At 32.6% G+C, this 26,556-nt stretch carries 23 protein-coding genes, 1 pseudogene and 1 riboswitch; of the genes and pseudogenes, 5 read left to right on the top strand and 19 right to left on the bottom strand.

Going from position 1 to position 26,556, the window contains the following annotated elements:
- Positions 1-404 (bottom strand): annotated as a pseudogene (locus tag ACQKN2_RS19985) (hypothetical protein); the annotation flags it as partial.
- A 281-nt stretch (positions 405-685) separates the two neighbouring features.
- Between ACQKN2_RS19985 and ACQKN2_RS19980 the strand changes: the two are divergent.
- Positions 686-1,291, top strand: a complete 606-nt coding sequence (locus ACQKN2_RS19980; RefSeq protein WP_427416499.1) for a trimeric intracellular cation channel family protein — start codon at positions 686-688, stop codon at positions 1,289-1,291.
- A gap of 213 nt (positions 1,292-1,504) precedes the next feature.
- On the opposite strand, the gene cobT is transcribed toward ACQKN2_RS19980, so the two are convergent.
- The 5 genes from cobT to ACQKN2_RS19955 form a co-directional block, all read right to left on the bottom strand.
- Positions 1,505-2,560, bottom strand: a complete 1,056-nt coding sequence (cobT, locus tag ACQKN2_RS19975) for a nicotinate-nucleotide--dimethylbenzimidazole phosphoribosyltransferase (RefSeq protein ID WP_427416498.1) — start codon at positions 2,558-2,560, stop codon at positions 1,505-1,507.
- A 115-nt stretch (positions 2,561-2,675) separates the two neighbouring features.
- A riboswitch (cobalamin riboswitch) is annotated at positions 2,676-2,852 on the bottom strand.
- 529 nt (positions 2,853-3,381) lie between these two features.
- Complete coding sequence (locus ACQKN2_RS19970) at positions 3,382-3,984, bottom strand: response regulator (RefSeq protein WP_427416500.1); 603 nt, start codon at positions 3,982-3,984, stop codon at positions 3,382-3,384.
- The gene (locus ACQKN2_RS19965) at positions 3,971-6,145 is read right to left on the bottom strand and encodes an ATP-binding protein (protein WP_427416497.1); all 2,175 of its coding nucleotides are present in this window, start codon (positions 6,143-6,145) and stop codon (positions 3,971-3,973) included. Before ACQKN2_RS19965 ends, ACQKN2_RS19970 begins: the two co-directional genes overlap by 14 nt.
- 55 nt (positions 6,146-6,200) lie before the next feature.
- Positions 6,201-6,377 carry a competence pheromone ComX gene (gene comX, locus ACQKN2_RS19960; protein ID WP_376069491.1) on the bottom strand — a complete coding sequence of 59 codons (177 nt, stop codon included), beginning with the start codon at positions 6,375-6,377 and terminating at the stop codon, positions 6,201-6,203.
- Between the two features lie 14 nt (positions 6,378-6,391).
- Positions 6,392-7,258, bottom strand: coding sequence for a polyprenyl synthetase family protein (locus tag ACQKN2_RS19955; RefSeq protein ID WP_427416496.1), 867 nt, complete (start codon positions 7,256-7,258; stop codon positions 6,392-6,394).
- A gap of 657 nt (positions 7,259-7,915) precedes the next feature.
- Here ACQKN2_RS19955 and ACQKN2_RS19950 point away from each other — a divergent pair.
- The 4 genes from ACQKN2_RS19950 to ACQKN2_RS19935 all read left to right on the top strand — a co-directional run bounded on the left by ACQKN2_RS19950 (position 7,916) and on the right by ACQKN2_RS19935 (position 13,107).
- On the top strand, positions 7,916-8,083 hold the full coding sequence (locus tag ACQKN2_RS19950) for a SapB/AmfS family lanthipeptide (RefSeq protein WP_427416495.1): 168 nt from the start codon (positions 7,916-7,918) through the stop codon (positions 8,081-8,083).
- A 35-nt stretch (positions 8,084-8,118) separates the two neighbouring features.
- Positions 8,119-10,716, top strand: a complete 2,598-nt coding sequence (lanKC, locus tag ACQKN2_RS19945; protein ID WP_427416494.1) for a class III lanthionine synthetase LanKC — start codon at positions 8,119-8,121, stop codon at positions 10,714-10,716.
- Between the two features lie 65 nt (positions 10,717-10,781).
- Entirely contained in the window at positions 10,782-12,536 is a 1,755-nt protein-coding gene (locus ACQKN2_RS19940) for an ABC transporter ATP-binding protein (protein ID WP_427416493.1), read from the top strand.
- A 379-nt stretch (positions 12,537-12,915) separates the two neighbouring features.
- Complete coding sequence (locus ACQKN2_RS19935) at positions 12,916-13,107, top strand: hypothetical protein (RefSeq protein ID WP_376069476.1); 192 nt, start codon at positions 12,916-12,918, stop codon at positions 13,105-13,107.
- A gap of 491 nt (positions 13,108-13,598) precedes the next feature.
- Here ACQKN2_RS19935 and ACQKN2_RS19930 read toward each other — a convergent pair whose 3' ends face one another.
- The 13 genes from ACQKN2_RS19930 to ACQKN2_RS19870 all read right to left on the bottom strand — a co-directional run bounded on the left by ACQKN2_RS19930 (position 13,599) and on the right by ACQKN2_RS19870 (position 26,541).
- Complete coding sequence (locus ACQKN2_RS19930; protein WP_376069473.1) at positions 13,599-14,351, bottom strand: ABC transporter permease; 753 nt, start codon at positions 14,349-14,351, stop codon at positions 13,599-13,601.
- 1 nt (position 14,352) lies between these two features.
- Positions 14,353-15,126 carry an ABC transporter ATP-binding protein gene (locus tag ACQKN2_RS19925; RefSeq protein ID WP_427416492.1) on the bottom strand — a complete coding sequence of 258 codons (774 nt, stop codon included), beginning with the start codon at positions 15,124-15,126 and terminating at the stop codon, positions 14,353-14,355.
- A gap of 19 nt (positions 15,127-15,145) precedes the next feature.
- On the bottom strand, positions 15,146-15,994 hold the full coding sequence (locus tag ACQKN2_RS19920; protein ID WP_427416491.1) for a lantibiotic dehydratase C-terminal domain-containing protein: 849 nt from the start codon (positions 15,992-15,994) through the stop codon (positions 15,146-15,148).
- Between the two features lie 51 nt (positions 15,995-16,045).
- Complete coding sequence (locus ACQKN2_RS19915) at positions 16,046-18,514, bottom strand: lantibiotic dehydratase (RefSeq protein ID WP_427416490.1); 2,469 nt, start codon at positions 18,512-18,514, stop codon at positions 16,046-16,048.
- A gap of 12 nt (positions 18,515-18,526) precedes the next feature.
- Positions 18,527-19,594: a site-2 protease family protein gene (locus ACQKN2_RS19910; RefSeq protein ID WP_427416489.1), complete on the bottom strand. Its 1,068-nt coding sequence runs from the start codon at positions 19,592-19,594 to the stop codon at positions 18,527-18,529.
- Positions 19,595-19,701: 107 nt separating this feature from the next.
- The gene (locus tag ACQKN2_RS19905; RefSeq protein ID WP_427416488.1) at positions 19,702-19,851 is read right to left on the bottom strand and encodes a thiocillin family RiPP; all 150 of its coding nucleotides are present in this window, start codon (positions 19,849-19,851) and stop codon (positions 19,702-19,704) included.
- Between the two features lie 27 nt (positions 19,852-19,878).
- Positions 19,879-20,046, bottom strand: coding sequence for a hypothetical protein (locus ACQKN2_RS19900; protein WP_376069458.1), 168 nt, complete (start codon positions 20,044-20,046; stop codon positions 19,879-19,881).
- A 41-nt stretch (positions 20,047-20,087) separates the two neighbouring features.
- Positions 20,088-20,273, bottom strand: a complete 186-nt coding sequence (locus ACQKN2_RS19895) for a thiocillin family RiPP (RefSeq protein ID WP_427416487.1) — start codon at positions 20,271-20,273, stop codon at positions 20,088-20,090.
- A 147-nt stretch (positions 20,274-20,420) separates the two neighbouring features.
- Positions 20,421-21,077, bottom strand: coding sequence for a nitroreductase family protein (locus ACQKN2_RS19890; RefSeq protein WP_376069453.1), 657 nt, complete (start codon positions 21,075-21,077; stop codon positions 20,421-20,423).
- Positions 21,058-22,752: a SagB family peptide dehydrogenase gene (locus ACQKN2_RS19885; protein WP_427416486.1), complete on the bottom strand. Its 1,695-nt coding sequence runs from the start codon at positions 22,750-22,752 to the stop codon at positions 21,058-21,060. Before ACQKN2_RS19885 ends, ACQKN2_RS19890 begins: the two co-directional genes overlap by 20 nt.
- Entirely contained in the window at positions 22,749-23,378 is a 630-nt protein-coding gene (locus ACQKN2_RS19880) for a hypothetical protein (protein WP_427416485.1), read from the bottom strand. The genes ACQKN2_RS19885 and ACQKN2_RS19880 overlap by 4 nt, the downstream gene beginning before the upstream one ends.
- A gap of 18 nt (positions 23,379-23,396) precedes the next feature.
- Positions 23,397-24,698, bottom strand: coding sequence for a YcaO-like family protein (locus tag ACQKN2_RS19875; protein ID WP_427416484.1), 1,302 nt, complete (start codon positions 24,696-24,698; stop codon positions 23,397-23,399).
- A gap of 970 nt (positions 24,699-25,668) precedes the next feature.
- Complete coding sequence (locus ACQKN2_RS19870) at positions 25,669-26,541, bottom strand: DMT family transporter (protein ID WP_427416483.1); 873 nt, start codon at positions 26,539-26,541, stop codon at positions 25,669-25,671.
- Positions 26,542-26,556 lie beyond the last annotated feature (15 nt).

Raw genomic sequence — 26,556 nt, 5'->3', positions numbered from 1 at the left:
CTCCTTTTAAATAGAACATCTTGAATCGCTTTCCAGACAGTAGAAGCGATTTTCTGGGAAGTATTGCTATCTATATGTTTTTTATAGTTATGTTGATGCTTTTTAATATACGCATGCAATTGATATTCACTTAATCCAAAAGATTGACGAATGTTATCTAATTCTTTTGCGGTCTGCTTCAATTCTTTTGAATCATTCGATTTTTTCGCTTTTTGATAGCCACGTAATTGATTTCGATAGTGTTTGGATTTTTGCATTAAAGTATATTGTTTTATTGCATAAGACAAAGTTGTGTTATAGAGTGTACGGGCAATTTCAAAACGTTTTAATAGGATATCCTTTTGCCATATATCTATTAGTAACTTGAGTTCTATAATAAAACAATCTTTCTTCCATTTCGTCATTACCCGCCACCCCTTTATCTTTCGATTATTCACAATATACAATATAAACATATGTTCTATAAAGAAAAAAGCACTTCATTCCTACCACCTCTGTGAGCTTGCCTGCAAAAATTGCTTGCGTTTCTAATTGCATTTAGGTGCTAAGTTAAATTACAAACTACTTCTATTTAATTCTGCTATAATAAGATATTTGATATCTGATAATTCGAAATCGTAAGTCGATGCTTTCTAGTATGTAATCTACAACAAGAAATGATTTATTCATATAAGGGGTGAAAGGGTTGGCTTGGGAGGTTTTTAGTATCATTGGAACAATTGCCTTTGCTATTTCCGGGGCAATAATTGCAATGGAGGAAGAATACGATTTATTCGGTGTCTATATACTCGGTATCGTAACTGCTTTCGGTGGTGGAGCTATACGAAATCTACTAATAGGTTTACCCGTAACTACACTGTGGGGACAGGATATGATGTTCCAAATTGCCATTGCAGCGATTACGCTATTTTTCTTATTTCCACATCGACTTATTAAGCATTGGCATCGCTGGGGCAATTTCACTGACGCTATTGGATTATCGGCATTTGCGATTCAAGGTGCTCTTTATGCTGTGAAGCTCGACATGCCTATTAGCGCAGTTATTGTAGCTGCTGTTTTAACAGGGTCAGGTGGTGGAATTGTCCGCGATTTATTAGCTAGACGACAACCATTAGTCCTCCGTGATGAAATCTATGGTGTTTGGGCAGCACTAGCCGGGCTTATTATCGGACTTCAACTATTTTCAGGCGATATCTTTATATATATATTATTTGGTGTGATTATCATACTAAGAATACTTTCATATATAAAAAAATGGCGTTTACCGTTACGGAAGTTGAATCGAGCATAGCTTTCTTTCCTTACACCGTTGTATAAAAACAAGCCCAAATAACATTATTTGAGCTTGTTTTTAATCTTATACCTGTTGTTACTCTTCTATCCCTATATGTCTTATCCACTCATTATAAATAACCATTTTTCACCACTATCATACTACTTTGCAGAGTGCATCCATGACAGCAATAATAGGCACCGAATGTAAACATTGAGCTGTATCTAAAAATTACTTTTTCAACAGTAACATAGCTTCCTCTAATGTAGCCATGTTTTTCATCATAGAGCTTGCTGCATCCAAAATAGGAAAGGCTAAAGCTGCACCAGACCCCTCTCCTAATCGCATATTCATTTGTAGCATCGGTTCAATTCCTAGCATTTCAGCGGCGATTTTTGCGCCTGGTTCTTCAGAGGCATGAGAAGGAATAATATAGTCTTTTACATTAGGTTCGAGCTCGTATGCAATAAGAGCAGCAATAGTAGAGATAAAACCATCAATAACAACAGGTTTGCGATGTGCAGCAGCAGCAAGTATCACCCCAGCCATTGCACCTATTTCTAACCCTCCGACTTTTGCAAGAATATCTATAGCATCATGACGATTTGGTTTGTTTAATGCAATAGCATTGTGAATGACCTCTACTTTATGTAATATCCCCCCTGGTCCAACACCTGCACCGAAGCCTGTCACTTCATTCGGATGACAATCACGAAGAACCGATAATATAGCAGCACTCGGTGTTGTATTACCAATGCCCATTTCACCTGTCCCAAGTACATTGATCCCATTTTTGATTTCTTCCGTAGCTACTTCAATTCCTACTTCAATTGATTGGATGGCTTCTTCCCTTGACATAGCAGGACCTTTTGCCATATTGTCCGTACCATATTTAATCTTTTTAATGATGACACCAGCATCATGCGGAATATCCTCTTTTACGCCAACGTCTACTGTGACAACTTTTGCATCTGTGATTTTTGCGATAGCACAGACACCCGTTCCTCCTCTAGGGAAATTTAACGTTTGAAAGACCGTCACATTTTGCGGATTTGATGTTACCCCTTCATCACAAACACCATGATCTGCTGCACAGACAATAATTGCTTTATTTTCAATCGTAGGAAATAGTTCACCTGTTATACCGGATAGTTGCACAGCTAGAGCCTCCAACCTCCCTAAGCTACTAGGTGGCTTGCAAAGTGCATCTATGCGTTCCCTTGCTTCCTCCATCATTTTGTGGTCAGCGCTTTGAATGTTTTGAATCGTTTGTTGTAATAATTGCATGAAAATTTCCCCTTTCTTTTTTGCCCTTGTTACTCGAAGAATGATTTAAAGAAAAAAATAAAAAGCCTGTAGTTTATTCCATAACAAATAAACTACAGACTTTTCCATCGTCTATATAATACGAAGCAGATAGGCAGGTCTCCTGGCTCAATTTCAACATTTCATAGAACCTTCCCAGAACGATGCTAGTGGCATTCTCTATGAAACTCCCTTTTACAGTGGTGGGACCGCTAAAGCTTTTCACTTTATTCCCTATTCTCCCGCAATGGGCACCTAATGCTTTTATGCAATTATTTTAAATTTACGACAAAGTGTTTAATGTGTCAATATTTCAAATCTTTAAGCTTCATTGGTTTTTAAAGTGAACGGCTATGCTTAATAATTCATATTTAAAAACTTTAACACAAAATATCAACGTAATCACTGCATTAGTAGTTAATACTAATAGTTCATTTAGATTAGTATTAAGATTTCGAATCCCTAAAATAAGTGTTTTTCTAATAGCTTCAATAATAATTAAGTGGATTAATAGAAACAATTAGCATTGGAAATTTTCAACAAATCACCATAAACACCCGATAGCGTGTCCAAAATCATGATAGATCCATGAGTATTAGTTCTCGTTTCAAATAAGTAATACATCGCACAAATTATTTCTTTTTCCAACAAAAAAAACGCATTAAGGATTGTTTTAATGTTTGATAAACAAACCCTTTTAAATAAAATACTGCAAAAATGATCTCAGAAACTCAAATGAAAGTTTTATCTATATGTACATATTCGAGAAAAATCCTTTGACTTATTGTCGCAGAGGTCATAACTTATGAAATTTGCTTTATCCATTTAATCGCAGCTTCAGCACGAGTTTCAACATTTAGTTTAGAGAAAATACTAGTAAGATTTTTTTCAATCGTTCGTTGGCTTAAGCTAAGTTCCATTGCAATTGTTTTATTTGGTAATCCGTCTTTTACTAAATCTAAAATTTTTTGTTCTCTTTCGGTCAACCTAGTTGATTTTTCTGTTTTAGAAAAATTCGAATTAAGTTGTTTAATTAAAGAAAGTGGCATGATAATTTTTTCTTCTAATGCATAATTGATAGTGTCAATCAATTGTTTTCTACTATCCGATTTACTAACAAATCCACAAACCCCTTTTTCTAACAAATCGGTAATATATCTTTCGATGTTATAGCCAGTGTAAATAATTGCAATTGCTTCTGGATGAATATTGATTATTTTTTCTATAAATTCCAAACCATCCGTATCTGGCAAATTAAAATCAACTAAATAAACGTCATAAGGTGCTTTGGTTAACTGTTGAAGGGCAAGATATGGATCCGTAAACACATCTGCATGACAATTTAGCTCGGCTTTTAATATGGCCTTAGTTCCTTCACCAATTGCAATATGATCATCCAACACCATTATTTTCAAGATCCTCACCTATTTTCATAGATATTTTGATTACTACACCAGATGGGTGATTAGGGGTGATTTCAAATGTACCTTGGTAATAATTAATCCGCGCTTGTATCCCCATTAGCCCAATACTTTTGATTTCGTTTAACTGATCATTCATATCTAGACCTATACCATCATCAATATATTCAATAATAAGTCTTTGAGCTTTTGATGTAAGGTTAATATGAACGATATGCGCCTGTGAATGCTTATTAGCATTCGATAGTAGCTCTTGAATTATACGATAGATAGTAGTAGCTTGCTGTAATGATAAATCCTCAATTACCTCAATATTATCTCTGATTATAAAGTTAAAACGGATTTTGTATTTTCCTATTAATTCATTTAATGACTTATAAAGACCCAATCTTTCAATTAAAGGTGGGTATAAATTCTCGCAAATATCACGAGTAGTATCCATAATATCAAGTATTTCATTACGTAAATGTGAAAATGTCTCTTTTTCTTGCATATCTTTAACCGTCACTATCGCTTCTTCAATATTTCGACTCATACGAATTAAATCCTGTAAAATCGTATCATGAATCTCTATTGATAAACGAATACGCTCTCGTTCCGTTGATGATATCCATAGCTTGCTATACCAGCGTTGCGAATGTAAAATATCGAGTTTTGCCAATTGGGCAGCAAGATTATCCATTTTAAGTGAATTGTCGAGAATACTTTGTACATAATATAAAAACAATTCAAGCATTTTTATGGATTCGAATGGTATTTTATTAAAACGAGTGTCTACGACTGCTAATAACTTCGAATCAGGTGTTTCATGTAGTACTAAAATGTAATTTTCCTTACTTTTATAGATTAAGTTGGGACAAATTGTACTATAATTCTCCTCATCGATATAATGTAAACGACCCCTTATATCATCCTCCACAATTTCAACATGATTTAACTTTAACATTCGGCTCAACTCTTTTTTTATACAATCTACAAGATTTTCAAAATTAGAATATTGTGTAGATTTTTTTATAAAGTGATAAAAATCTGAAAAATTATAATCCTTTAATGTTGCCATATAACGAGCGTTTTTTATTTCCAACCATTCTTTACATGACAGAATAAAAATCATAGCAATAAAAATAATCAAAAAATAGAGGCTAAATAGATATATAGTGCGTGCTTCTTGAAATAATATTAAAATAAAAGATACTATTAAACTGAATGGAATTGATAACTTTAAATGTTCAAACATTCGATCAAGTGCATATTGCAAATTTACGTAAGATTCCGTCAATTCCATATAAATTAGACAAATCGGTACAATCATTAAAAATAAAGCAGTCACATCAGCTGGCAAAATCGGTGTATAGTTGAAAAGTATTGGAATACCATAAAATATCACTATAGGCCCTATTCCTAAAAAGAATATGAAGAAAAGTGGTTTTGCATAGTACTTCATATTACTTTTAATTGCTAGAATAATATTAATCATTAATAAACATGATAAAATTGAATAGACTAAAATTTCGAATATGATCTGCACCGTTATGAAATCTTCAATAGTAATTCGTAATACATTAATAGTAACTAATAAACCGCCCATCACAAAAAAGATAGTGCGCAGTTTTTTTTGCACAGAATCGCTCACTATTCTTAATAAATGAATGCAATAGAAAAAACAATTTACTAAGCTAATAAAAATTGCTAACGAATTAAAAATGTTACTAAAGAAATCACCCCGTCCCGCTGCGCCAGCACTAATATAAGCTAGCGCTGTAAATTGCAAATGGAAAATTAAATATTTTTTATTTTTTGTTAGAGGACGTTGTAATAAATAGATACATAATGCACTTATAAGTAATGAGTATATTAGAGGAATAACAAAATGCATTAAAAGTTGACCTGTCATACCCTCATAAGACACAGTAAGTGTTTCGACTTTGCCTTTATGCCATATAGTTAGACTCTCCGCGTGTGTAACAGTGAATGGAGAAGAAGTATGGGGTGGTATTTCCTTACCATCGATTTCTAGTATTATTGTGTTTGGCTCAAGTTGCTGATGTACACCCCAGCCTTCTTCTTCAATATTATGGATATACCATCTTTGATCTTGTTCTGTGATAGTAATTCCTATAATTGGACCTTTTGATATGATGATCAAGCAATACAATTGAACAAAAAAAATGAGTACAAGTCCAATTAAAATTTTTACTTTATTATGCACGCCAGTATAATTGATACGAATCTCTCAGTGATGGCTTTACTGCATTATCAAATGATTCTAATATTAAACTGCTCTCTAAAGGACTGATATTTAAAAGTGAAACCTTCCCTTCTTTAAAAAGTGCTAAAATTTCTTCATTTTTTTGTAGATATTGAATAATTTTCAACATTTCTCTTCACCTCATCAAATATATTGTCTAAAAATTGAAATATCCTTGTCTGGGTATAGCTGTTGTAGCAAATCCATTGCAAGCCTGTGGTATTTTAATGTCATTAAATGCATATAAATTGGCAATCCTGAAGCTTCGATTTGCTGTGCAGTAATGTGTATATCCGTTATGGAGTCTACTTGCTTTATATAATGCGCTCGTAATTCATCAAATATCGGACTCTCGTATTGCAGTAAATATAAGATAGGTAATGTTCGCTTTTTCATACTTATATCATTTTGCTTCCCTAATAAGTCCTCATAATCATTTCTTAATTGTGCCACTATTGCTATATAATGAGCACATTTTTCTAACTTTTCTTCATACTTCCCATTTGCTAAAGTTTGCCCAAGGGTACAAGCCAGTGCTATTAAAGAGCCTGATTTCTTTTTCACAACTCCTAAATAAGCTTCTTCTGAAAAAATGTTATTCGTTAAATCATGATGTTGACCGTCAGCAGCTTGAAGTAGATAATTATAGAACAACATTATAACTTCATTTTGATATGGTATTTCAAGCCTTTTCAGCTCTATAAACAGAATACTAACGAGGGAAGTCGAGGCATTAAGTAATATGTTCCTTTCGATTCCCCACTTCGTTTCATCACCATCTTCGATATCGTCGAAAATATCCGTAAAGAGAATACATAATTCTAAAATATTATAAACGTCTTTAATCGCACTTGTTTCTATTCCTTCTGCCATCTGAAAATGCAATTCACATAAATTAGTAAAATCACCTCCTTTATGTTGTGCCATTAGTGTTTCTAAACAATTTTTAAATTCGCTTGACAAATGGTGTTTATTTACAATTAATTTAAGATCCTCAATTAACTTACCCATTGGTCACCTTACCTAATATTAGTTATTTATAATATCCATAATACCATATACAGTTATTTTTCCAATATTTTTGTAATAAATTAAAACAATAAGTCTATTTTAATATCTAAAATTAGTCAAAATTGAAATACCTTTGTTTCTTTAAAAGAGTCACAAATTCATATTTGTTTGGCTAAGATCTCTGTTACTTTTTCCCTATTAATAAATAGTGGTTAAAATAGTAATAAATAGTAATATCAATAAAAAAGAGAGATTCTAACGTTTCGTAAAGGTTTACATAGTATATAAATATCAACACCAATATAATATGTATATTTTCTTATTTAAGGATGTACAAAATCATTATTCTCCGAGGTTAAATGATGCTTTTAAATCTGTATGAACCGCCGAAAATTAAGACAACGTGTGATATAAAACACGCTCTAAATATTGCATTCACTACTTTGGTACAGGGAGAATTTCAACCCACGATGAATATTTTTAACGAATATTAGAAGATTAAATAAGAATTAATTGTCAAGTGTTAAATTCCGACTTTTTTTATGCGGAAATACGCACTTGAAAGGGTAGTATTTGTACTACTAATCTTAAAGTAACTCGAGTGTAAATAAGGAATTTGTTGCAACGAATTTATATTTAGTCTAGGAGGTATACAACATGGTAAATAGTAAGAAAAAATCAAATGTTCTAAAGTTACAAAAAATGAATGTAGAAAATGGTCATAACTTAAATGGTGCCGCGCGTAATTCCGCAAACAGCCAATTTTTATGCGTCGGTTATCCTAGTCAAGTGAGCGTATTTAATTGTCATCTTCCAGGATTCTAAAACTTAAATAACATTTCAGAGTGGAGGTAATAATAATGGATTTGCGTTATGTACAGTATATTAATCTTAAAGAGAGATATTATGAGCCTCCACTTGAAAAGGCAACAGAGATGGCTCTCGAAATTTCTAATGTACCATCTAACTGGGTTATAAACTCGGATAAACATTGGACATATTATTCTAAGACCGACTCTTATTTGCCTGTTCAAGGTTGGAAGGTACATATTAGTTCTACCCCAAAAGAAGCCAAAGAAATGTTGAAAGTTGTTTCGAATTTTTTGTTTGAAAATTTAGTTCCATTTAAGCATGTATCTAATGTGTGGGAATTAATATTAAAGAATTCTAAATATGGTGACAGAGCATCATCAGGTAAATTTATTACTATTTATCCAAATAACGAAAATCAATTTATTTTCCTTTTAGAGAAGTTACATTTACTTTTGAATGACTTTTCAAAAGGTCCATACATACTGAACGATAAAAGATGGTTGGATGGAAATGTTTACTTTAGATACGGGGCATTCAAGGAGATGTACTTAATAAACGGTGCATCAAGAATTCCAGCCATTCAAAATCCTTTAGGGGAGTTAATACCCGATTCTAGAGCGCCATATTATACGGTTCCTGATTTTATAGAAGAACCGCTAATTGTTAAAAAAATGACGGAAGAGCATGAAAAAATACAGACTGCTGTATCAGAGCTTGATAATTATACTATTGAATCTGCTTTGCACTTCAGTAATGGTGGTGGGGTTTATGTGGCAAATCACATACCTTCAAATACTAAAGTGGTATTGAAAGAGGGTCGACCATATGCAGGTTTAGATGGTCAAGGAAGAGATGCGGTAGAGCGTTTAAATCATGAGGCTAGTATTTTAAAAAAACTACTAGGATTAGAATCTGTGGTTTCATTTCATAAAACGTTTCCAGAGTGGGAACATGTATTTTTAGCAGAAGAGTATATTAGTGGAACATCTTTAGATACTTGGATAGCAACGAATTATCCATTCTCTGCACAGCAAGACTCAAATGAGTATTGTAACAATGCCTGTTCTATACTAAGGCAATTAAAAGATGCTCTGCAATCTATCCATGCTAGAGACGTTGGTATGGGCGATCTACAGCCGGCCAATGTAATGGTAACAGCTTCTAACGATATTAAACTAATTGATTTTGAAGCGGCTAGTCATATAAACGACAGTATTCCCTCAGGTTTAATGCGGCTTGGTTTTGTTGGAGCCCCAAATCTTTCACGGGAACAGACAGATTGGTTTGCCTTACTTCGCATCGCAAGATATGTGTTTCTACCGATAGGACCCGTTCAAGATATAGCGGTGAATATCATAAAAAAACATGATCAATGGATTTTTGATCAATTCGGTAGTCAGGCAATGCGTTTGATTGAAGAAATTGAAAGTGAATGTAATAAAAGGAGCGTTATCCCGCAAAAAAGTCTTCTCTCTGCGCCGTCTAAATACTTTAGTCGATTAGATTTACCGGAAATTATCTCATCAATCAGAGCAGGTATTGTCAATAATTTGAAGTGTGATATTAAGCTATTATCGGGGGATATCCGTCAGTATGAAAGTTTAGGTGGAATCTTTAATATACTAACGGGTGGCTTCGGAGTAATCATGGCATTAATGCGCACAGGCGATGTACCTGAAAAGGCAAAATCCTGGGCATTAAAGTATAGTGCGGAAGAATATATTAATCAGCTTGATAATGGGCTTTTTTCAGGAAAAGCAGGAGTTGCAGGCATACTTTATGAATTAGGGATGATTGAAAGATCCAAAGCAATCTATGATTCAATAGAAGTAGAATCGGATAATGCAGATATTTCAATCAGAACGGGATTAGCTGGTATAGGCTTAGCGTTTATCTCTGCATCCTATATACCCAATTTAAAGTCCATGCTTGATCGTGCTATTAAAATAGGTCTTCAGTTATGTTCCCATCTCGAAAAAGACATAGCAGTAACATCTAACGATGCTGATGCGATTCCACTAGGATTAATAGATGGATGGTCAGGTGTTTCTCTATTTTATAGTGCTTTATTTAAAGCTACAAATGAAAAAGTATGGTTAGAACTTTCTCTGCAAGCTTTAGAAAAAGATACAAGTATATGTATTATGGATAATTCAGGAACGTACCAAGTTAACGATAAAGAAAACACAAGGTTTATTCCGTATCTAGCCGGTGGCAGCGCGGGTGTAGGTCTTAGCATGATAGAGTTAAGACATTTGTTAAAAGACCCGAGATGGGAAACTGAATTAAGGGGAATAGGAGAAGTGGCTAGTTCCAAATGTTTTTACGGTTCGGGTCTATTTCGTGGCTTAGGTGGGATGATCATAACTGCCAACACAATTGATATCGAGCTTCAAACGGGAGGAAGATTCTTAGATAAAACATTAAACACCTTAAATTTATATGTACTTAGTGATAATGATAAATATTTTATGCCAGGAGATTATTGCTATAAGCTTTCAGGTGACATTTTTTCTGGAGCAGCGGGGATGTTGTTGGCACTGTCAGGAATAGAAGAAGATAGATTTTCTTGGTTACCATTACCTAAATTGAAAGAAACTTTTTCTTCAAATCAAAATTCAGCTAAAGGAATAGCTGTTCTTTAGGCTTATAAAATTATTAATTTGCTATAAAAAATTCAAATCAATTAGCTAGAATGAGGCAAATTCAAATGAGTAAAAATAGTGAACGTAAAAATCCAAAAGCTACAAATGGTAAAGACTTTTTACAGCTTATTAAAATAGCTAATCCACCAAAATGGATCATTATTTTCGCTGTCTTTTTAGGATTAATCGAAACCGTTGCTGGGTTACTAATCCCATTATTCACGATGAGATTAGTAGATCAATTAACAAATTCAGCGTTTAATATTTCCTTTATGCTCTTACTCGGAGCTATTTTAATTATACAAACAGTTTTCTCGGGGTTATCCTTTTATTTTATGACTTATATCGGAGAAGCAATTGTTTCCTCTATTCGAAATCGATTGTGGAACCATGTACTACGACTCCCTATTTCTTTTTTTGATGAGCATCAGTCTGGGGAAACAATGAGTAGAATCACACAGGATACAAATATTGTGAAAGCATTGATTACACAACATCTAATCACATTTGTCACAGGAGTTATTTCCATTATTGGATCAATAATTTTCCTATTACTCATTGATTGGAAAATGACTGTTATTATGCTGATTTCTGTTCCATTATCTATTTTATTCATCCTACCTTTAGGACAAAAAATGTATAAAATTGCAAATGCTACACAGAATGAGATGGCAGATTTCTCCGCTAACCTTGGACGTGTGTTAGCAAATATTCGTCTTGTAAAAGCGTATCATGCTGAGCAAACCGAAGGCAGTTATGGTGAAAAAAACGTCCACAACCTTTTTAAATTTGGATTAAAAGAAGCAAAAGTTCAAGCCTTTATTTCTCCCTTCATGACCTTTGTAATGATGCTTGTACTTGTAATTTTAATTGGCTACGGTGGCGTACAAGTAGCCTCTGGTGCACTAACTGCGGGTGCACTTGTAGCGATTATAATTTATATGTTTCAAATTGTTGTGCCTTTTACTCAAATGGCGTCCTTCTTTACCTCTCTGCAAAAGGCACTTGGGGCGACAGAGAGAATTCAAGATATTCTTTCTGTTCAGCATGAGGGTGAGCTCGCAAAGATAGAAGTAAGGAATGCCGAACAAGATATATCATTTCGCGATGTTTCTTTTGCCTATCAAGAAGATGCCATTATCAAAAATCTCTCGTTAATAATTCCTACTGGAAAAATGACGGCATTTGTTGGTCCTAGTGGCAGTGGAAAAACGACATTATTTTCTTTACTAGAACGTTTTTACAAGCCCAACTCGGGCGGAATATTACTTGGCCAAACAAATATTTATGATTTTTCACTGCAGTCATGGCGTAGTCAGCTTGGTTATGTCTCACAGGAAAGTCCTTTAATGTCAGGGACTATTAAAGAAAATATATTATATGGTGTTGAACACGAAGTTTCAGAGACAGCTATTCAACATGCTATACAACAAGCCAATGCTTTAGAGTTTATTGATCGATTTCCGGATGGAGTTAATACGCAGGTTGGAGAAGGTGGATTGAAGCTTTCTGGTGGACAGCGCCAGCGAATCGCCATTGCGAGAGCTTTAATTCGAAATCCTAAAATTTTATTGTTGGATGAAGCTACTTCTAACCTTGATAGTGCTTCTGAATTACTTGTTCAAAAAGCATTACAAAAATTAATGGTGGATCGTACAACACTTGTTATTGCACACCGAATCTCCACAATACAAAATGCAGATCAAATTGTAGTGTTGGAAAATGGCACAGTAACAGGTATCGGGAAGCATACTGAACTTATGGGAACACATTCTTTATATAAAGAATTAGCTTGCCAACAGTTAAATATTCCAGTTTAATTTAATGCTACTCTACTCCCTCTTTCAAAATCTATTTTGTTTAGCTGAATACCTATGTTCAATCCAATAGTCTCCACCAAATCTAAAATACGGATTAATAAAAGATGCGTATTTCTTTTTATACTCAGCAATATTCCTAAGACATTTCTAAAAATAGGATGAGCAATTTTTAAATGATTTCCTATTCAAATGCGGTTTTGAATAACTCAGTTTCTTCAGGAAAGTTTGCTACGTCATAGAAGTTCGCCAAAACGTAACAGTTTTTGCTTGAGATATTTAGAGTAACATGCAGATGAGTTTTAATTTTCAGAACTATTCGAAACTTTTTTTTTGGTAGATAGACGTATTTATTAATAAATACTTTTCGGAGGTGATATTAATGTCGGAGGAAAAATTAATATGTAAATCATGTGGAAGTGACTCTTTTACCAAAGGTATAATGGGTAATGGTTTTGCATATGTCAAACCTGCGGATAATATTTTTAAAAGTGGTTCCCCCCTGATTTTTACCATTTGCAAGAAATGTGGTGAAGTAGCTTCAATTAAAATTAAAAATTTCGAAAAATTCTAAATAGTATTATGCAACCAAAATGTGATATATAGAATATAAACCCTATCAACAAAGCTAAATGCCATGATCTTTTCGTAATCTCTATATCTTTTAATCCTGGCATATTTCATGTTAAAATGCATTTGCACAGTTCACCTTTCTATTACTTGTTTCTCTACAATTCAAGTACATATAAATCGGTGAATGTGCTTTTTTTGTGTGTAATTGCTATACAAAAAAATAGTATGGAACCAAGAAATTTTAATATTAGAAAAAGTCCTAAACAATTCCAGGGAATCGTCTAAGACTTAGAGCTAATTATGAATATTACAACAATAACTTACAGTATACGACTCGTACGTACAGTGACGAATGGGATGAAAGAGTACATTTTCATTTTCCTATTCAAACATCTCAGATTAAAACGTAATTTATATTAAAAATTTTGTATTGACCGAGTATATTGGTAAACATTTTGGACATCATGGATCATAAAAATTATCCCTTTTCTCTTATCGCCACCTAAATGTTCGTTTGGTTAGATAGAATATTATCAATGTTACTCCAATTATTATACTTAAATTTACTAAAATGGAGAATTTGACATCTAAATCAAACAGTACTTGATGGAATAATTCAGTAAGATAAGTAAATGGGATAAAGTAAGAAATAGATTTAACCACATCCGGAAGGATATATAAAGGAAGCATTGCTCCACTAAGCATAACAAGCGGAACCATTCCAAAGCTTAGTACACCCGATGCCAATTCAGCATTATTAAATAACCCACCAAATAAAAATCCTAAGGTTAATATCATAACTAGACCTAACATACCTATTAAAATAAAAGGAACGATATTACTTAGAGTAATGAAGTTCATGATAAAACCTAACAATGTGAAAAATAAAATTTGCATAATTCCTAAAATAAATCTCACCATAATTTGAGAAATAATAAAAGTTGATTCTTTTAGAGGTGTAGTCCGCAAAGTTTTCAGTATCCCTTTTTGTCGCATTTCAATTAACGGTACTGAAGTACCTAAAAAACCAACGGACAATAGCGCAAAAATAAGTATCCCTGGAAATTCGTACTCGATAAACGACAATCCTAAATCATCGGATGGCTCAATTATAAAACTCATCCCTCCAAACATCAGCAAAAAGAAGAATGGGAATAACAACGTGAAAAAAAAGACCTTTGGCTCCCGATAAATTTCTTTTAGACCAGTTGATATTAAATACTTCATAGATAATTTATCGATCATCTTAATCCATCCCCCCCCTTAATGTAGTCCCTGTTAATAATAGGAAAACATCTTCTAATGTATCATTCTTTGTTTTTCGATATTTATTGATTATCTCACTAGGAGTTCCTGTTAAAATTATTTTTTTATCATGTAGAATCGAAATCCGATCACAAATTTTCTCTGCTTCTTCCATATTATGTGTCGACAATAAAATAGACTTGTTTTGAGACTTCATTTTATTTAACACTTGCCATATTAATTGTTTAATTTGAGGATCAATTCCTGTTGTTGGCTCATCTAATATGATTAAAGACGGATTGCCAATTAAAGAAAGAGCTACTAATAATCTTTGTTTTTGACCTGTAGACAAACTATTAACCCGCTTATTTTTTATTTTATCTAAGTCGAGCATTTCCACGATGTTATGGTATGAAAGTATCTCTCCATAAAAACTTGAGAATAACTCCATAGTTTCCATAATGGTTAACCTAGGAAATAAATTAGCTTCCTGAGGTTGTATACCAACATGTTTAATGATTTTGTCCCTATCCTCTAGAATATTCAATCCTCTAATTTTGATGGATCCTTGATTGAATGATTTTAATCCTACTGCACATTCAATCAGTGTGGTTTTACCTACTCCATTCCGTCCTAATATCCCATGTATTTCTCCTGTATTAATTGTTAATGACAAGGAATCCAATACTACATTGTTAGCATATTGTTTGGTTAAGTTTTCAATAACCATAGATTGTTCATCGCAAATCACTTCTTCATGCGGGAGTATTTTCATAACAAACCTCCAAATAGTCTCATTGTGCTATTACATTTTGTAACCTTTGAATATATAATGCACTCAAATACGCTTCTTCGATTGGCCAGATACCTAATCTATTATTCATCATATGGGTATAATGAAATAGCAGATGATAAAAAGCACCTTCCCCAAATTCATCATAAATTTCAAATAAAATACATTTAAGTTTTATTACATATTGATCAATTTCTTCGTGATAGTCAACATATAAATCTTGGGCTAGGATGGCTTCCAAGGCATCTCTCTTCTGAGTAGCGATATTTATTAGTTGATAAGTCATCTTATCAGAACCACTCCAGTAATTTAAGTAATTCTGTAAAAATGCAAGTAATGGACCTTGCTCTAGTTCGATTGCATCAAAAACTCTCTTCATTAACATTAAACCAAATTCATACCGATTAATATTTTCTAGATTTACCTGGTAGCAAATCGAACAAACAATCTCACTAGAATAGTTGAAAAGTTCTTCTGATAATTTCAAGTACCTTTTATTAAAGTACTTTTTTAATTCGGGTTCATATAAATCCTTTTCTATTCTCGGCACTGTACGTTGAATATTCTGCTTATTTGGTACTATTCGTTTAAGAGGATATGACTGTTTTCGTTCTACTTGCTCTAAACATTTCAATAACACTTCGTCCATTCTTTCACAAAATTCCACTAAATAAATATCTTTCACATGAAATCTTAGCCTTAGATGTGCTCCACCGGCATCCATATACCTTATAAAAAACCATTTTTCAACACCAAAACAATTTATAGCTAAATCCTTTGCAGGGATTATTATTTCTTCAACTCCAACATCTAATTTCTCTAGTGATCCAGGATATATACAATAATACAACCAGTTATAACCATTATTTTCGTTAATTTTAATCCCTCCAATCCATAAATTTTAAATAGAGAGTAGTGACATGAATTCGGTCACATATTTTTCTTCTTTGTCTTTGTACCATTGTGAATTAACTGAAGGCAAAGCCTCAGTAAAGGTTATATAGTTAGACTTTGAAGTTATAGAGCGCTTTAATAAATTGATGCAAGGGATACTTAAGAAGTGGAACCACATCGGTTTATAGTTATCTAACATTGAATTGGATTCAAGCGTAAAGAAAACTTCTTCTGGTATATTATGTTTTCTTCTCCAAGTATTTAATTCTAAAAATAATTCATTATCTTTGTATTGACTCAAAATACCCTGTAATTCTTCTAACTTCACTACCCACTTCTCACGTTCAAATACAATTTTCCCCTCTTGAAATCTAGGTATATGGGTAATATTATCGTTTTCGTTTACTTGTGGTTTATTTAATGGATTCGAACCATATGGGGTACGTATATACCAAGGCTTTACTATAGTAAAGAATAATTTGGATAAATCAGCCGATAAGTGTTCCGGAACTGCGCCTAAATAAACAGGCTTTATTTGATGATTCTCTTTATCTGTCAATATAAACTTGCCATCCCTAATCGATAAATTTAAATCAGTGACACCTATTTTAGTATTCTCCTCATCATGAACGTTAGGTAATTCTCCAATCCAATTAAGTTGATTGGGGAAAAGATTATATTTCTCTTGTACATTAGCCCAGTCTCCACCAACAGAAAACTCTACTATTTCTTGACTTTTACTAAGTTTATTATTCCATTGAACAATTTCCTCTTTATAATGCTTTTCATCAAACATCGGGTTAAAACGAGAAAAAACGGAACCACTACCATCAGTCACCTTATTGATGACAATTAAATAATCACCATTCAATAAATTCTCATGAGATTCACTAACAATTTGATAGTACAGCGTTGCAGACTTATGGTTTTGATTATCCTCATAAATATTTTTTCCCGACATCACATTTTGAATATCATCATGTCGTGCTAATTTTATTAGCTTGGAATATTCCATTTCTGATTCGATTATTTCACATAAAAATTCGAGGACGGTAACATTACCACTTTTCCCATAAAACTGTATAAATTTATCCATTAATCGATCATTCAAGGCATGCCTATACGTGAAAGGTTTAATGTATTCTTGGAGTTGTATCATCTCATTTTTTAGATCTTCACCCAAAAAAGGAACCTCTGTCTTAAACCTCGTATCTTCATATACTAATTCGGTAGTACTAATCCAATATGGTGGAGTGGTTTGTATGAGTTGATAAATAATTTCAACATTGTCTTTGATTCTTCGAACTAAGAAATCCCTTTTTGATTTAGAAGTCGTTATCTCCAATTCTGCTTTAAGGTTATCCAATAAGAAGAGTTTCTCACATAAGTCTCCATGGATCTTTAAATCGAAATGTTTACTTTCTTTCATGAAATTTGCAATCGCCTTAAAAGGCATATTATCCTGTAACGAACAAGGCATGATTGGGCGAATGAGTTTTTGCTCAATTAAGAACTTAGCAATCCTCTCCGGGTATGGATGGTTAATTTCAGCAACTAATTGATCATAGGTAAATGAATGAAGTGGTAAAGATTGTAGGATATTTAGAAATTCATTATAAATGAAGACATCCTCTGTTTTAGAAAAAATACTATTAATCGCTGAGTAATTCCCACGAAAATATATTCTACCCTTGTCCTCTGTTTCAATAAAATCGGTTACCTTAAATCTAAAAAAGTGAACATAATGTTGCTTAATAGATAATGACTCAAAAAAATTACTAACTAACCCTCTAAGCCATCTTACATACACTCCATTGACCTGAAAATCCCTTGTTTTTGGTGCAAATCCAGATAAGGTTAGTTGTGTAAAAGTACTGATTGGACTTGTTTTTGCTACACTTCTTAAAAAATATGAGTAGACAGATTTAAAGTAATTCGAATCTAATTGATAATGTTTTTGTTTACGACTATTAAGAAAATCGGAAAAACCACTATTAACTATTGGCATTCCTCTCATAAATTCACTTTTATCTTGATTAAAGATCCCCCATAATTCTTCCTCATTTTGCTGAACTTCTTTTTGATATAATTCCCCTAATCGATCTATTTCTGACTGAAGTTTTACTTCTTTCTCGAGCCATTGTTGAAAAATAGATTTCTTATAATTACCTTTTTCCGGAATATCATTGATAATACTTTTTATCGATTCTAGATTCACAGGCTTATTATTATATACTCCTCTTTTTAGTCGTATTAATTTGCCTGATAGTTTCTTATCCTCAATATATGGGACAACCGAAAAAATGCAATCAATGACAGTTGTTTTCATATCTTCTATTTCCTTTTTAAGGGCGTATATATTTTCTAAAACTTCTTTTGATTCTTTAAAAATAAATTTTTCAAGCATAGAAACAGGATTAACTGAGACACGCGCTAATACTAAATCTGAGATTTCACTCGTATTTATTGTTGCCATAGTACACCTTCCCTAAAAAACATATTTAAACGCCAATAGCATACTTACAAAAAGAGATGCTATATAAAGCAAAGATAACAGCGAATATGTAATATAAAAAAACTTGGTACTTCGATTTTTTACTTTTTGATTTTCATCTGGTTTCTTAAGGTGAATCGCAGTAAGCAGATATGTTAAACTATTTCTCCTTACGTTATATTGGTTAGATAAGCTTTCTAAAAATCTATATAAATCACTCGGCATTAATATATTTAAATTCAAAAATTGCATGTAAAAAAGCATCATACTAAATGGAAATAGAAGATAGTTAAAAGAATCTGTAATAAGCATAACGATAGACACAATCATTAACATCATTAAATCAAATAAAGGTCCAGCTATGGCGATTTTGGCTTGAGAAGTTTTGGATATAAGATACGTATCCTTGTAAGTTACAAATGCAACAGGGATAAAGTAATAGAGTAAACCAACACCTACTTTATTAATAGTTCCACCCATTTTCCGACAAACGTACATATGTGCCATTTCATGTCCAATAACATGAATAAAAATTATAGGTACTATTCTTAGCATGGCTGCATATGAAAAGTTAGAATAATTGATTGTTGCTAGCGTATAGAAATACAAAGATAAGGAAAAAAGAACGTAACAAATAATGAACGTCACTAATTTCAACTTTGAATTAAATAGAAAGCCCGTATTTTTCTTTACCTTTACATCTAATAATAAAGTCGGTTTTATCTCATATTTTAGTATTGCTTGTCCCCTTTTTTTCTTAATGGGTACATTTTTTTCACCTTCACATTCTAGGATCCCATTCTTAAATAGATTATCAATAATTGATTCAACCTTCTTTGACTCTATTTTTCCAACTTCCGAGTATTGTTGATTTAATTGATTTACCATCTGCTCTATATTTAGAGGTTGTTGACTTAATTTATTTAATAAAAATGCCGTCACTTCATTTATTTTAAAATGCTTATTATAATCTTTTTGAATTACAAAAATATCGTTATCCTCATTCGTTATAATTTCTACCATTTTATTCAAATGAAAATTTTTATCAACTAATTCGCTCATAATATATCACCTTTGTCTATCAAGTTATCTAAAAAAGAAAGAAGTGAAACGAGAAAATTTATTGCTTATGACCGTTTCACTTCTAAGAATTCATTTTAAAAATCTAATTAGGATGTCGCACTTGTTAGACAAGTACCAGTTGCAACACAACTTCCGAAACACGAAACTGTGGTTCCACAAGCAATGCAATTAAACATCAACATATGCTCGTCTTCTAATTCTTCCACGTAAAGATCTAAATTAAGGTCTTTTTCCATTTTTGTTCCTCCTCTAATTAAAAGAAACTAACAAGCACATGCTCCCGTTGAAGCTGTTCCAGCGCTGCTGGTACCATAACTCATAAAACATCCAAAAGATCCCCAACAACAAGAAAAGTTAGTATTTAAATCGTCTTCATTAATCTCAACTACAATAAGCTCTAAGCAACTGTCTTCAATTTTCAATTCTGACATTTAGGAGAACCTCCCACCTTTTTATTGTATAAATGTATTAATTACCAGCTAACACTGCTCATAGTAGTATAAGTACTCGCTGAACTTGTTGGACATGATGCACTAAGAGCAGAGGATTCTGTAGACATAGTTGACGTCCCAAAAGTTGTTGTTATTTCTGGTAGCTCTTCGGCGTACAACTCTAATTCCCCGAATAGTTTATTCTCTTCCAATTTTTTCTCTTCCATTTTTTTCACCCCCAAATTCTAATGCATAACTGTATAAAGTGCTGAGTTGGCGCATAAAAGCTGCACCTCATATATATGAAAGTTAGAGAGAATCTATTTTATAACAGAAAGGCTCTAACAATTCACCAAAAATAATATATCTCGATACTAACCCAATGCTACTGCAAACAATTGAGCCTTATGGTAGCCATCTAAATCGGTAAAACGTCTTAAACTTTTTTGAAGAAATCCAGCGAAAACAGAACCCTCATACCCATAAGCAATAGCCTGCAACCAAGTATAATGTCCAATTGAACCTATACTTTGTACTAGTTTTTTATATCCTAAAGCCCCTGATTTTTTATATGCCTCATCTATAGATGCAACAAAAATAATAATGACTCCAGCTTGGGCAAACTCTTCTTGAATGACTAATTCTTTCTTTTGTAAAGTAGTTGGAAGATCAAATTCCTTATTAAGGGTCTTGTTTATTGAGTCAAATGAATAGAAACACCGATTTTCAGTAATTCCTTCTACCCTTTCAGGTATTACTAGTTGATCAATCTTTAATTGGGAAGAGGTCATAAATTGTTTACTGAATTTATCATTAAATGAGAGAATTTCTAATAAATCATCATATCTTATATTGTTTTCTTGATTGAATGTAATTTTAGACTCTCTTTTATTAAGTACAGTATCATCTGAAATTAGTTTGAGATTCCAATCGATTTCTTCTGATTGAGGAAAATTAGTAGGAACCTTTTGTTGCTTCGAATTAAGAATAATTTCTTCTAATATGTCGGCCTCATTTACTAAATGATTCATTCTTATTTCCCTCCCTAATTTTTAATACTATCGTAACGATTTCACCAATATCATATAATCCTAATAAGTTATTAATAGATTCTTCATCGTAACTTTCCAGTCTGGATACTTTCCAGTTTAATTTATGTGCTACTAATTGACACTGTGCCATTGCTACTCCTGCATCTAAATTAGCCAAACGGAATGATAATTGCCTATATTTAGTTGCCACCTTTTGTATATTTCCTGTTAAAATAAAATAGCCTATTACATCTTCATCATCTTGGCTAAATATGTTTATTATATCTTGATGATTCAATTTTTCGTTTAATTGTTGCAACTCATTTTCCATAGGTTGATAATAATATATGGATTTATTTAAATTTTTTATCTTACTATTTGCGTAGTACAAATTAACTGATCCTAGATTTCCACCTGTAGGGCACCATCTCTTTACTTGATAGGACGTGGTTTCTTTTATACCTGTGGTATATTTCATACACGTAACTAATTTACTTATTGAACTGTCGATTTCTTCGTTTACAAATTCCATTAAATTCAATTTAGGAGAACTAAAATAATTTTTAAACTCTTGTGTGAGATTTAAATTTTTTGCACTATAGTGATTTTGATGTGCTTTTAGGTTCAAGTGCTTTCTGGAAGGGAACTCAACCATAGATTCATATTGTGATACTAGATTTACTTTTTCATTGTCATCACAATTATTAAATTGAGGACTACAAGCTCCACAATTAATGGATAAGGTAAAAAGAAATGTTTTCTTGTTTAATGTATTTAAATCATATAGTTCTACATTATTTGAAGTTAACAGTGGAGTCTCTATTTTTGAAACAATATTTGTAATCACAGGAACCACTAGTGATAAACCTATTAGATACTGGTTTAAACTCGTCTCTTTCTTTAACGAAGTAAGTTGCAATCGATCTATTTGATCTGTAAAACACTCAAAACAAATAGTTTCCGATTTATCTACGTATGGACCTACAATAAGGTTATCTCCTCTAAACCATAAAAATAGAAAAGGTATTTGGTCTTGAAGATACGTGCGAACTTTTTCTTTCCAATGTGGAATTTCTTCCTCATTTGTACAGATGCCGATAATCAATGTTTCCCTATCTTTATCATCTAATTTTTTCGAGAGATTATTTACTTCAATACCCATTCCATAGGGCGTTAGGTATTCTCCGAATTTTTCGGCAAGGGTTCTGGTTTCAAGTGAAAGGTAATCAATCAATAATGTTGTATTTGTAAATTTATTTATCGCTTCATTTACATTTTTATTAACCCTTGTTCCATCCACCATTCGATCAAAGAAACCATATAGAGGATGATTTTTTACTATTTCATTTGGTGTTCCTTCTTGTAATAGTCCTCTAGCATATAATAAAGATAGTACTTGGAAAATATCATGAGATGGATATTTTCCGGAATTCAGAATTTCTTGCAACGAAATTGTACCATCACATATGTTTATCACATAGGGAAGGATATTATGGATAGAGTTCCCTCTGAATAGTTGTTTTTCGGGTCCTCCGTTAATTAATAATCGATTATTATTCAAGTATATGAAACGAAATCCTTCTGAAACTCTTGGATATGTAGGCATTTTAAATTGTGGATCTTTTAATACAGCTAATGCCATCTGTTTTCCAGTCATGTGCTCAATGGTCTTCATAATTTAAAAACACCTTCTTCCAAGTTTTTCTTCATATTTAGATAAGATTTTTCCTTAGAATTTTGATGTTCACTGCAAATCTCACAATTACTCACCCCAATTACTTGGGAGGATATTAGAGAACGATCATATAAATTCAACCTACTCACTTTACCTTTCCAAATTTTCACTACCTCATCTTTCGTCTCTTTTAACGAACTAATAAAATTAGATATTAAAAGTGCATCAGCAGGGTGTATATCCACAAAGTCTCTATTTTCCTCTGTATAATAATATCGGTGTGCATCTCGAAGTACGTCTCTAGCAGGATCATGCTGAAGGAGTCTATCAATGTAACAATGGAAACATCCTTCACTTCCTTCGGTAGATACTGGTCCAATAGTTAAGTACGGAAAATCGATCATAATTGGTATAAAAATTTTATTTTCTGCTATGACCATTTTTTCTATTATTTTTCCATAATCAACTAAAGGATTATCTGTTATCAGCATATATATTTGTTTATTTTGGTCATATAAATGATCCAAATCCTTGTTGTCTTGAATGTCTGTAAATGATATACATTTATCATCTTCCTGTAATAGCTTTACCTGTCGCCCTAAATTTCCTTGAATAAATATTTGCAAAGTAATTCTCCTTTCAACTTACGCAAAAGGCTGCGGGTTTTTATTTAATTGATCTTCGGTTCTTATCTTATATCCCATATTAACTGGCGCTTGAAATAATCTGCTTGTCCCTTTAAATTGAGCTCTGTATGCAAATGATAAAGGTTGTAAGCTAGGAATAATCACTCTTGTTGCTTTTAAACCTGCTCTCTTTGCTTCATCTGTAGTAAGGTCTACTGCAAATATTTCATGTCCTTTTTTCTTTAATATAGAAATTAACTTTTTAAGATCTGCTTGATCAGATCCAGTCGACAAATTCTTCATCTCACTTAATTTTGATGTGCTTTCGGATTGTTTTAAAAAGTTAAAGGAGGAAGCATTAGATGCTTGTCCCATATAGAGTGCTCCATCCATGACTTCATAAAATTGATTGAAATCATTACCTTTCAATGTACGGTTTTGCAATGCAATTCTCGCTGAAGCCCCCTCACGAGTGATTTTAGAGAATGCAATGAGTGGATCCAGCTCCGTTGTACACATTACCATAGAGGTCAATTTTTCGTTATACTTAGAAACTTGTAAACTATAAATACTTGATATTCCTAAATCGGTCGTCGCATCAAAGTAATATGTTTGTATAAATGGATGTTGTTCCGTACGTTTATAATAATCAAAACACCATTCAGGTAATACTTCGGGATTAATTTCCAACTTTGGTAATTCTAATTTATTTAACCATGTTAGTGAAATTGCATCTCGCTCTATTACTTCGTTAATGGAATTAATTATTGACTTTTCGTAATTTTCATGAATAGCACAACCAGTTGAAATAGGTAACCAAAATCTTTCATCGTCATTTAAATATGGTATGTAAAGATATACCATAACAGCCGGAATATACATTTCTTTTTGGGTAGTAAGTGATATGCCCTTTACCCAACGAATCTTCTTATCCTTATCTGGTCTTTTTAAAGGACAATACGGATGGTTATATTCATCATCAGATAGTAAAGGGATGCTATCTAAATCAAGAGCTTCATCCCCTAATTCATTGGCAGATGCATAGATAAATTGATCATCAGAATATACAGAAGAACTATATCGTTCTACAGCTTCTGCCATCGCTTTAATTCGTGCATTATCTATTAAGGTGTCACCACCGGAACCATCGATTTTCATGGGATTTCCATGATTTCTATTCTTAAATAACCTCATATAATTTAAATCCCCTAAAAACGAAGTATAAATATTGTATTCAGGATCTCCAGGACTTTGGGGTAATTTTATCGGCGGAGTAATTAAACCGCTTAAAGGCTGACATAATGATTCTATTTTGCTCATAAACTATTACATTCCTCTCTTTTAAAATTATGTAGAATTAAAAAATTCTAACCTTCTTGTTAGTTGTTCAAAAGAAAATAATCATTCTTCAAAAGCAAAATATTACCTATTATTCGTTTTTGTCGGGTCGTCGGTGAAAGGAGGATTTGAAAAAGCAGAAAACTAATTTACATGTACCAGTCAGTCTCACTTGTGCTAATTAAAGATTAGTATTATTTATACCGCCCTTTCAAGTGTGTGATTCCGTATGGTAAAAAGTCGGAATTTAACACTTGACAAGTCTTTGTAAAAAAAAATGAATATTAAAATCATAACTAAAACTGATTCATATGGGTATTTTTTACACACCCCTGAGATTTACAGTAATGATTATCCTAAAATAGAAAATGGGGACCTTATGGAATGGAAGCTAGGCGGAAAAACCTTTGTCTGAGGGAAACAAAAAAATATGAGGTTTTCATGCTTGTACAAGATGGCTTAACAAAATTAAGTACAAAATAGCGCTAAAAGATTTCTCAGTAATATATAGACGGAATTATTTATTAATAATATGTGATTGATAGTTTTGTGAACAGTTAGCATAACTATCATAAGTAAATCTGGAGTATAGTTAGCACTGAGCCCTATTTCAGGATTTAATTAGAATGAGCAATAGTAATGAAAAGTTCTTCACAAATTATAATGATTTCACACTGCTAATAGTTCTACAATAATAACGGGCTTTTGATCAAATAAAGTTTTCCTAATCAATAGCCTGGTAAAAATAAATAAGATAAAAGAAAAAGGCATTTAAAAAATTAATTTCATATGCCTTACAACAATAATATTCTTATAACTAACTAATATTACGGTTTCAATGGCTGTACCTACATCACAATGTGCGATAACACTGATATTATTAATTTTTTATTATGATTTAGAAAAAGCGCCCAAAAACCTTTTTGGCTTTTGGGCACTTCTTGTTCGTTTACTACTGTGATATACGCTGCTTTGTTTTATCTATTTCACTCAGACATGTTGCACCGAGCAAAAGAATAGCACCTATTATTTGTAGGGTCGTCATTTTTTCTCCTAAAATCATCGTCGAAATTACTAATGATGTTAGTGGATCAATATAGCTTAAAATAGCTATACTTTGCCCTTTTAGATGACGCATTCCGAAAAAGAACAGATAGAAGCCGCTTCCAGCATGGACAATGCCCAATGCAATAAGTAAACTAATTGATTTTATATCGATTTGCATGACTTGAAACCCATTGGTCCCCAACAGATAAAGTGCAAGGAATAAAGCTGCTAAAGCAAGCTGAATAATCGTATTATCTGGCTCTTTTAATCCATGAATATACTTATTCGTAAATGTTACTACTGTATAGAAACAGGCTGCAATAAGCCCATAGACAATACCGATATAATGTTCGCTCGTTTCGGTAGTTTGACTTTGAACGATAAAATACAGTCCTACTAGAGCAACACAAACATAAAAGATTTTCCTTGCATATATTTTCTCTTTCAAAACAATAGGTGATAAACAAATCACTAGTACTGGAGCAAAATAGTAACTTAGCGCTGCATTAGCGATGGTTGTTTCCTTGAACGCTTGGAAAAGAAAAATCCAATTCCCGCATAAGGCAAAACTCGAAAGTAGCAACGGCCATTTATTTTGCAAAATAGGCTTTTTCGCAAACCTTTCATTTTTATAAAGGAAAATCAACAGTAAAAAACAAGAGCCAATGAGACTCATCCAAAAGGCAATTTCACTTGAAGGCAAGTTAATGTATTTTGCAAAAACACCGACAGCTCCAAAAATAATCATTGATACAATAAAAGATAGTTTTCCGCTCATTTCTAATTCCTACTT

The organism is Lysinibacillus sp. NPDC093688, assembly GCF_050280145.1.
Taxonomy (GTDB): domain Bacteria; phylum Bacillota; class Bacilli; order Bacillales_A; family Planococcaceae; genus Lysinibacillus; species Lysinibacillus xylanilyticus_B.
Note: the sequence above shows the minus strand (reverse complement) of the source record. Positions and strands in the feature narration are given on the sequence as shown.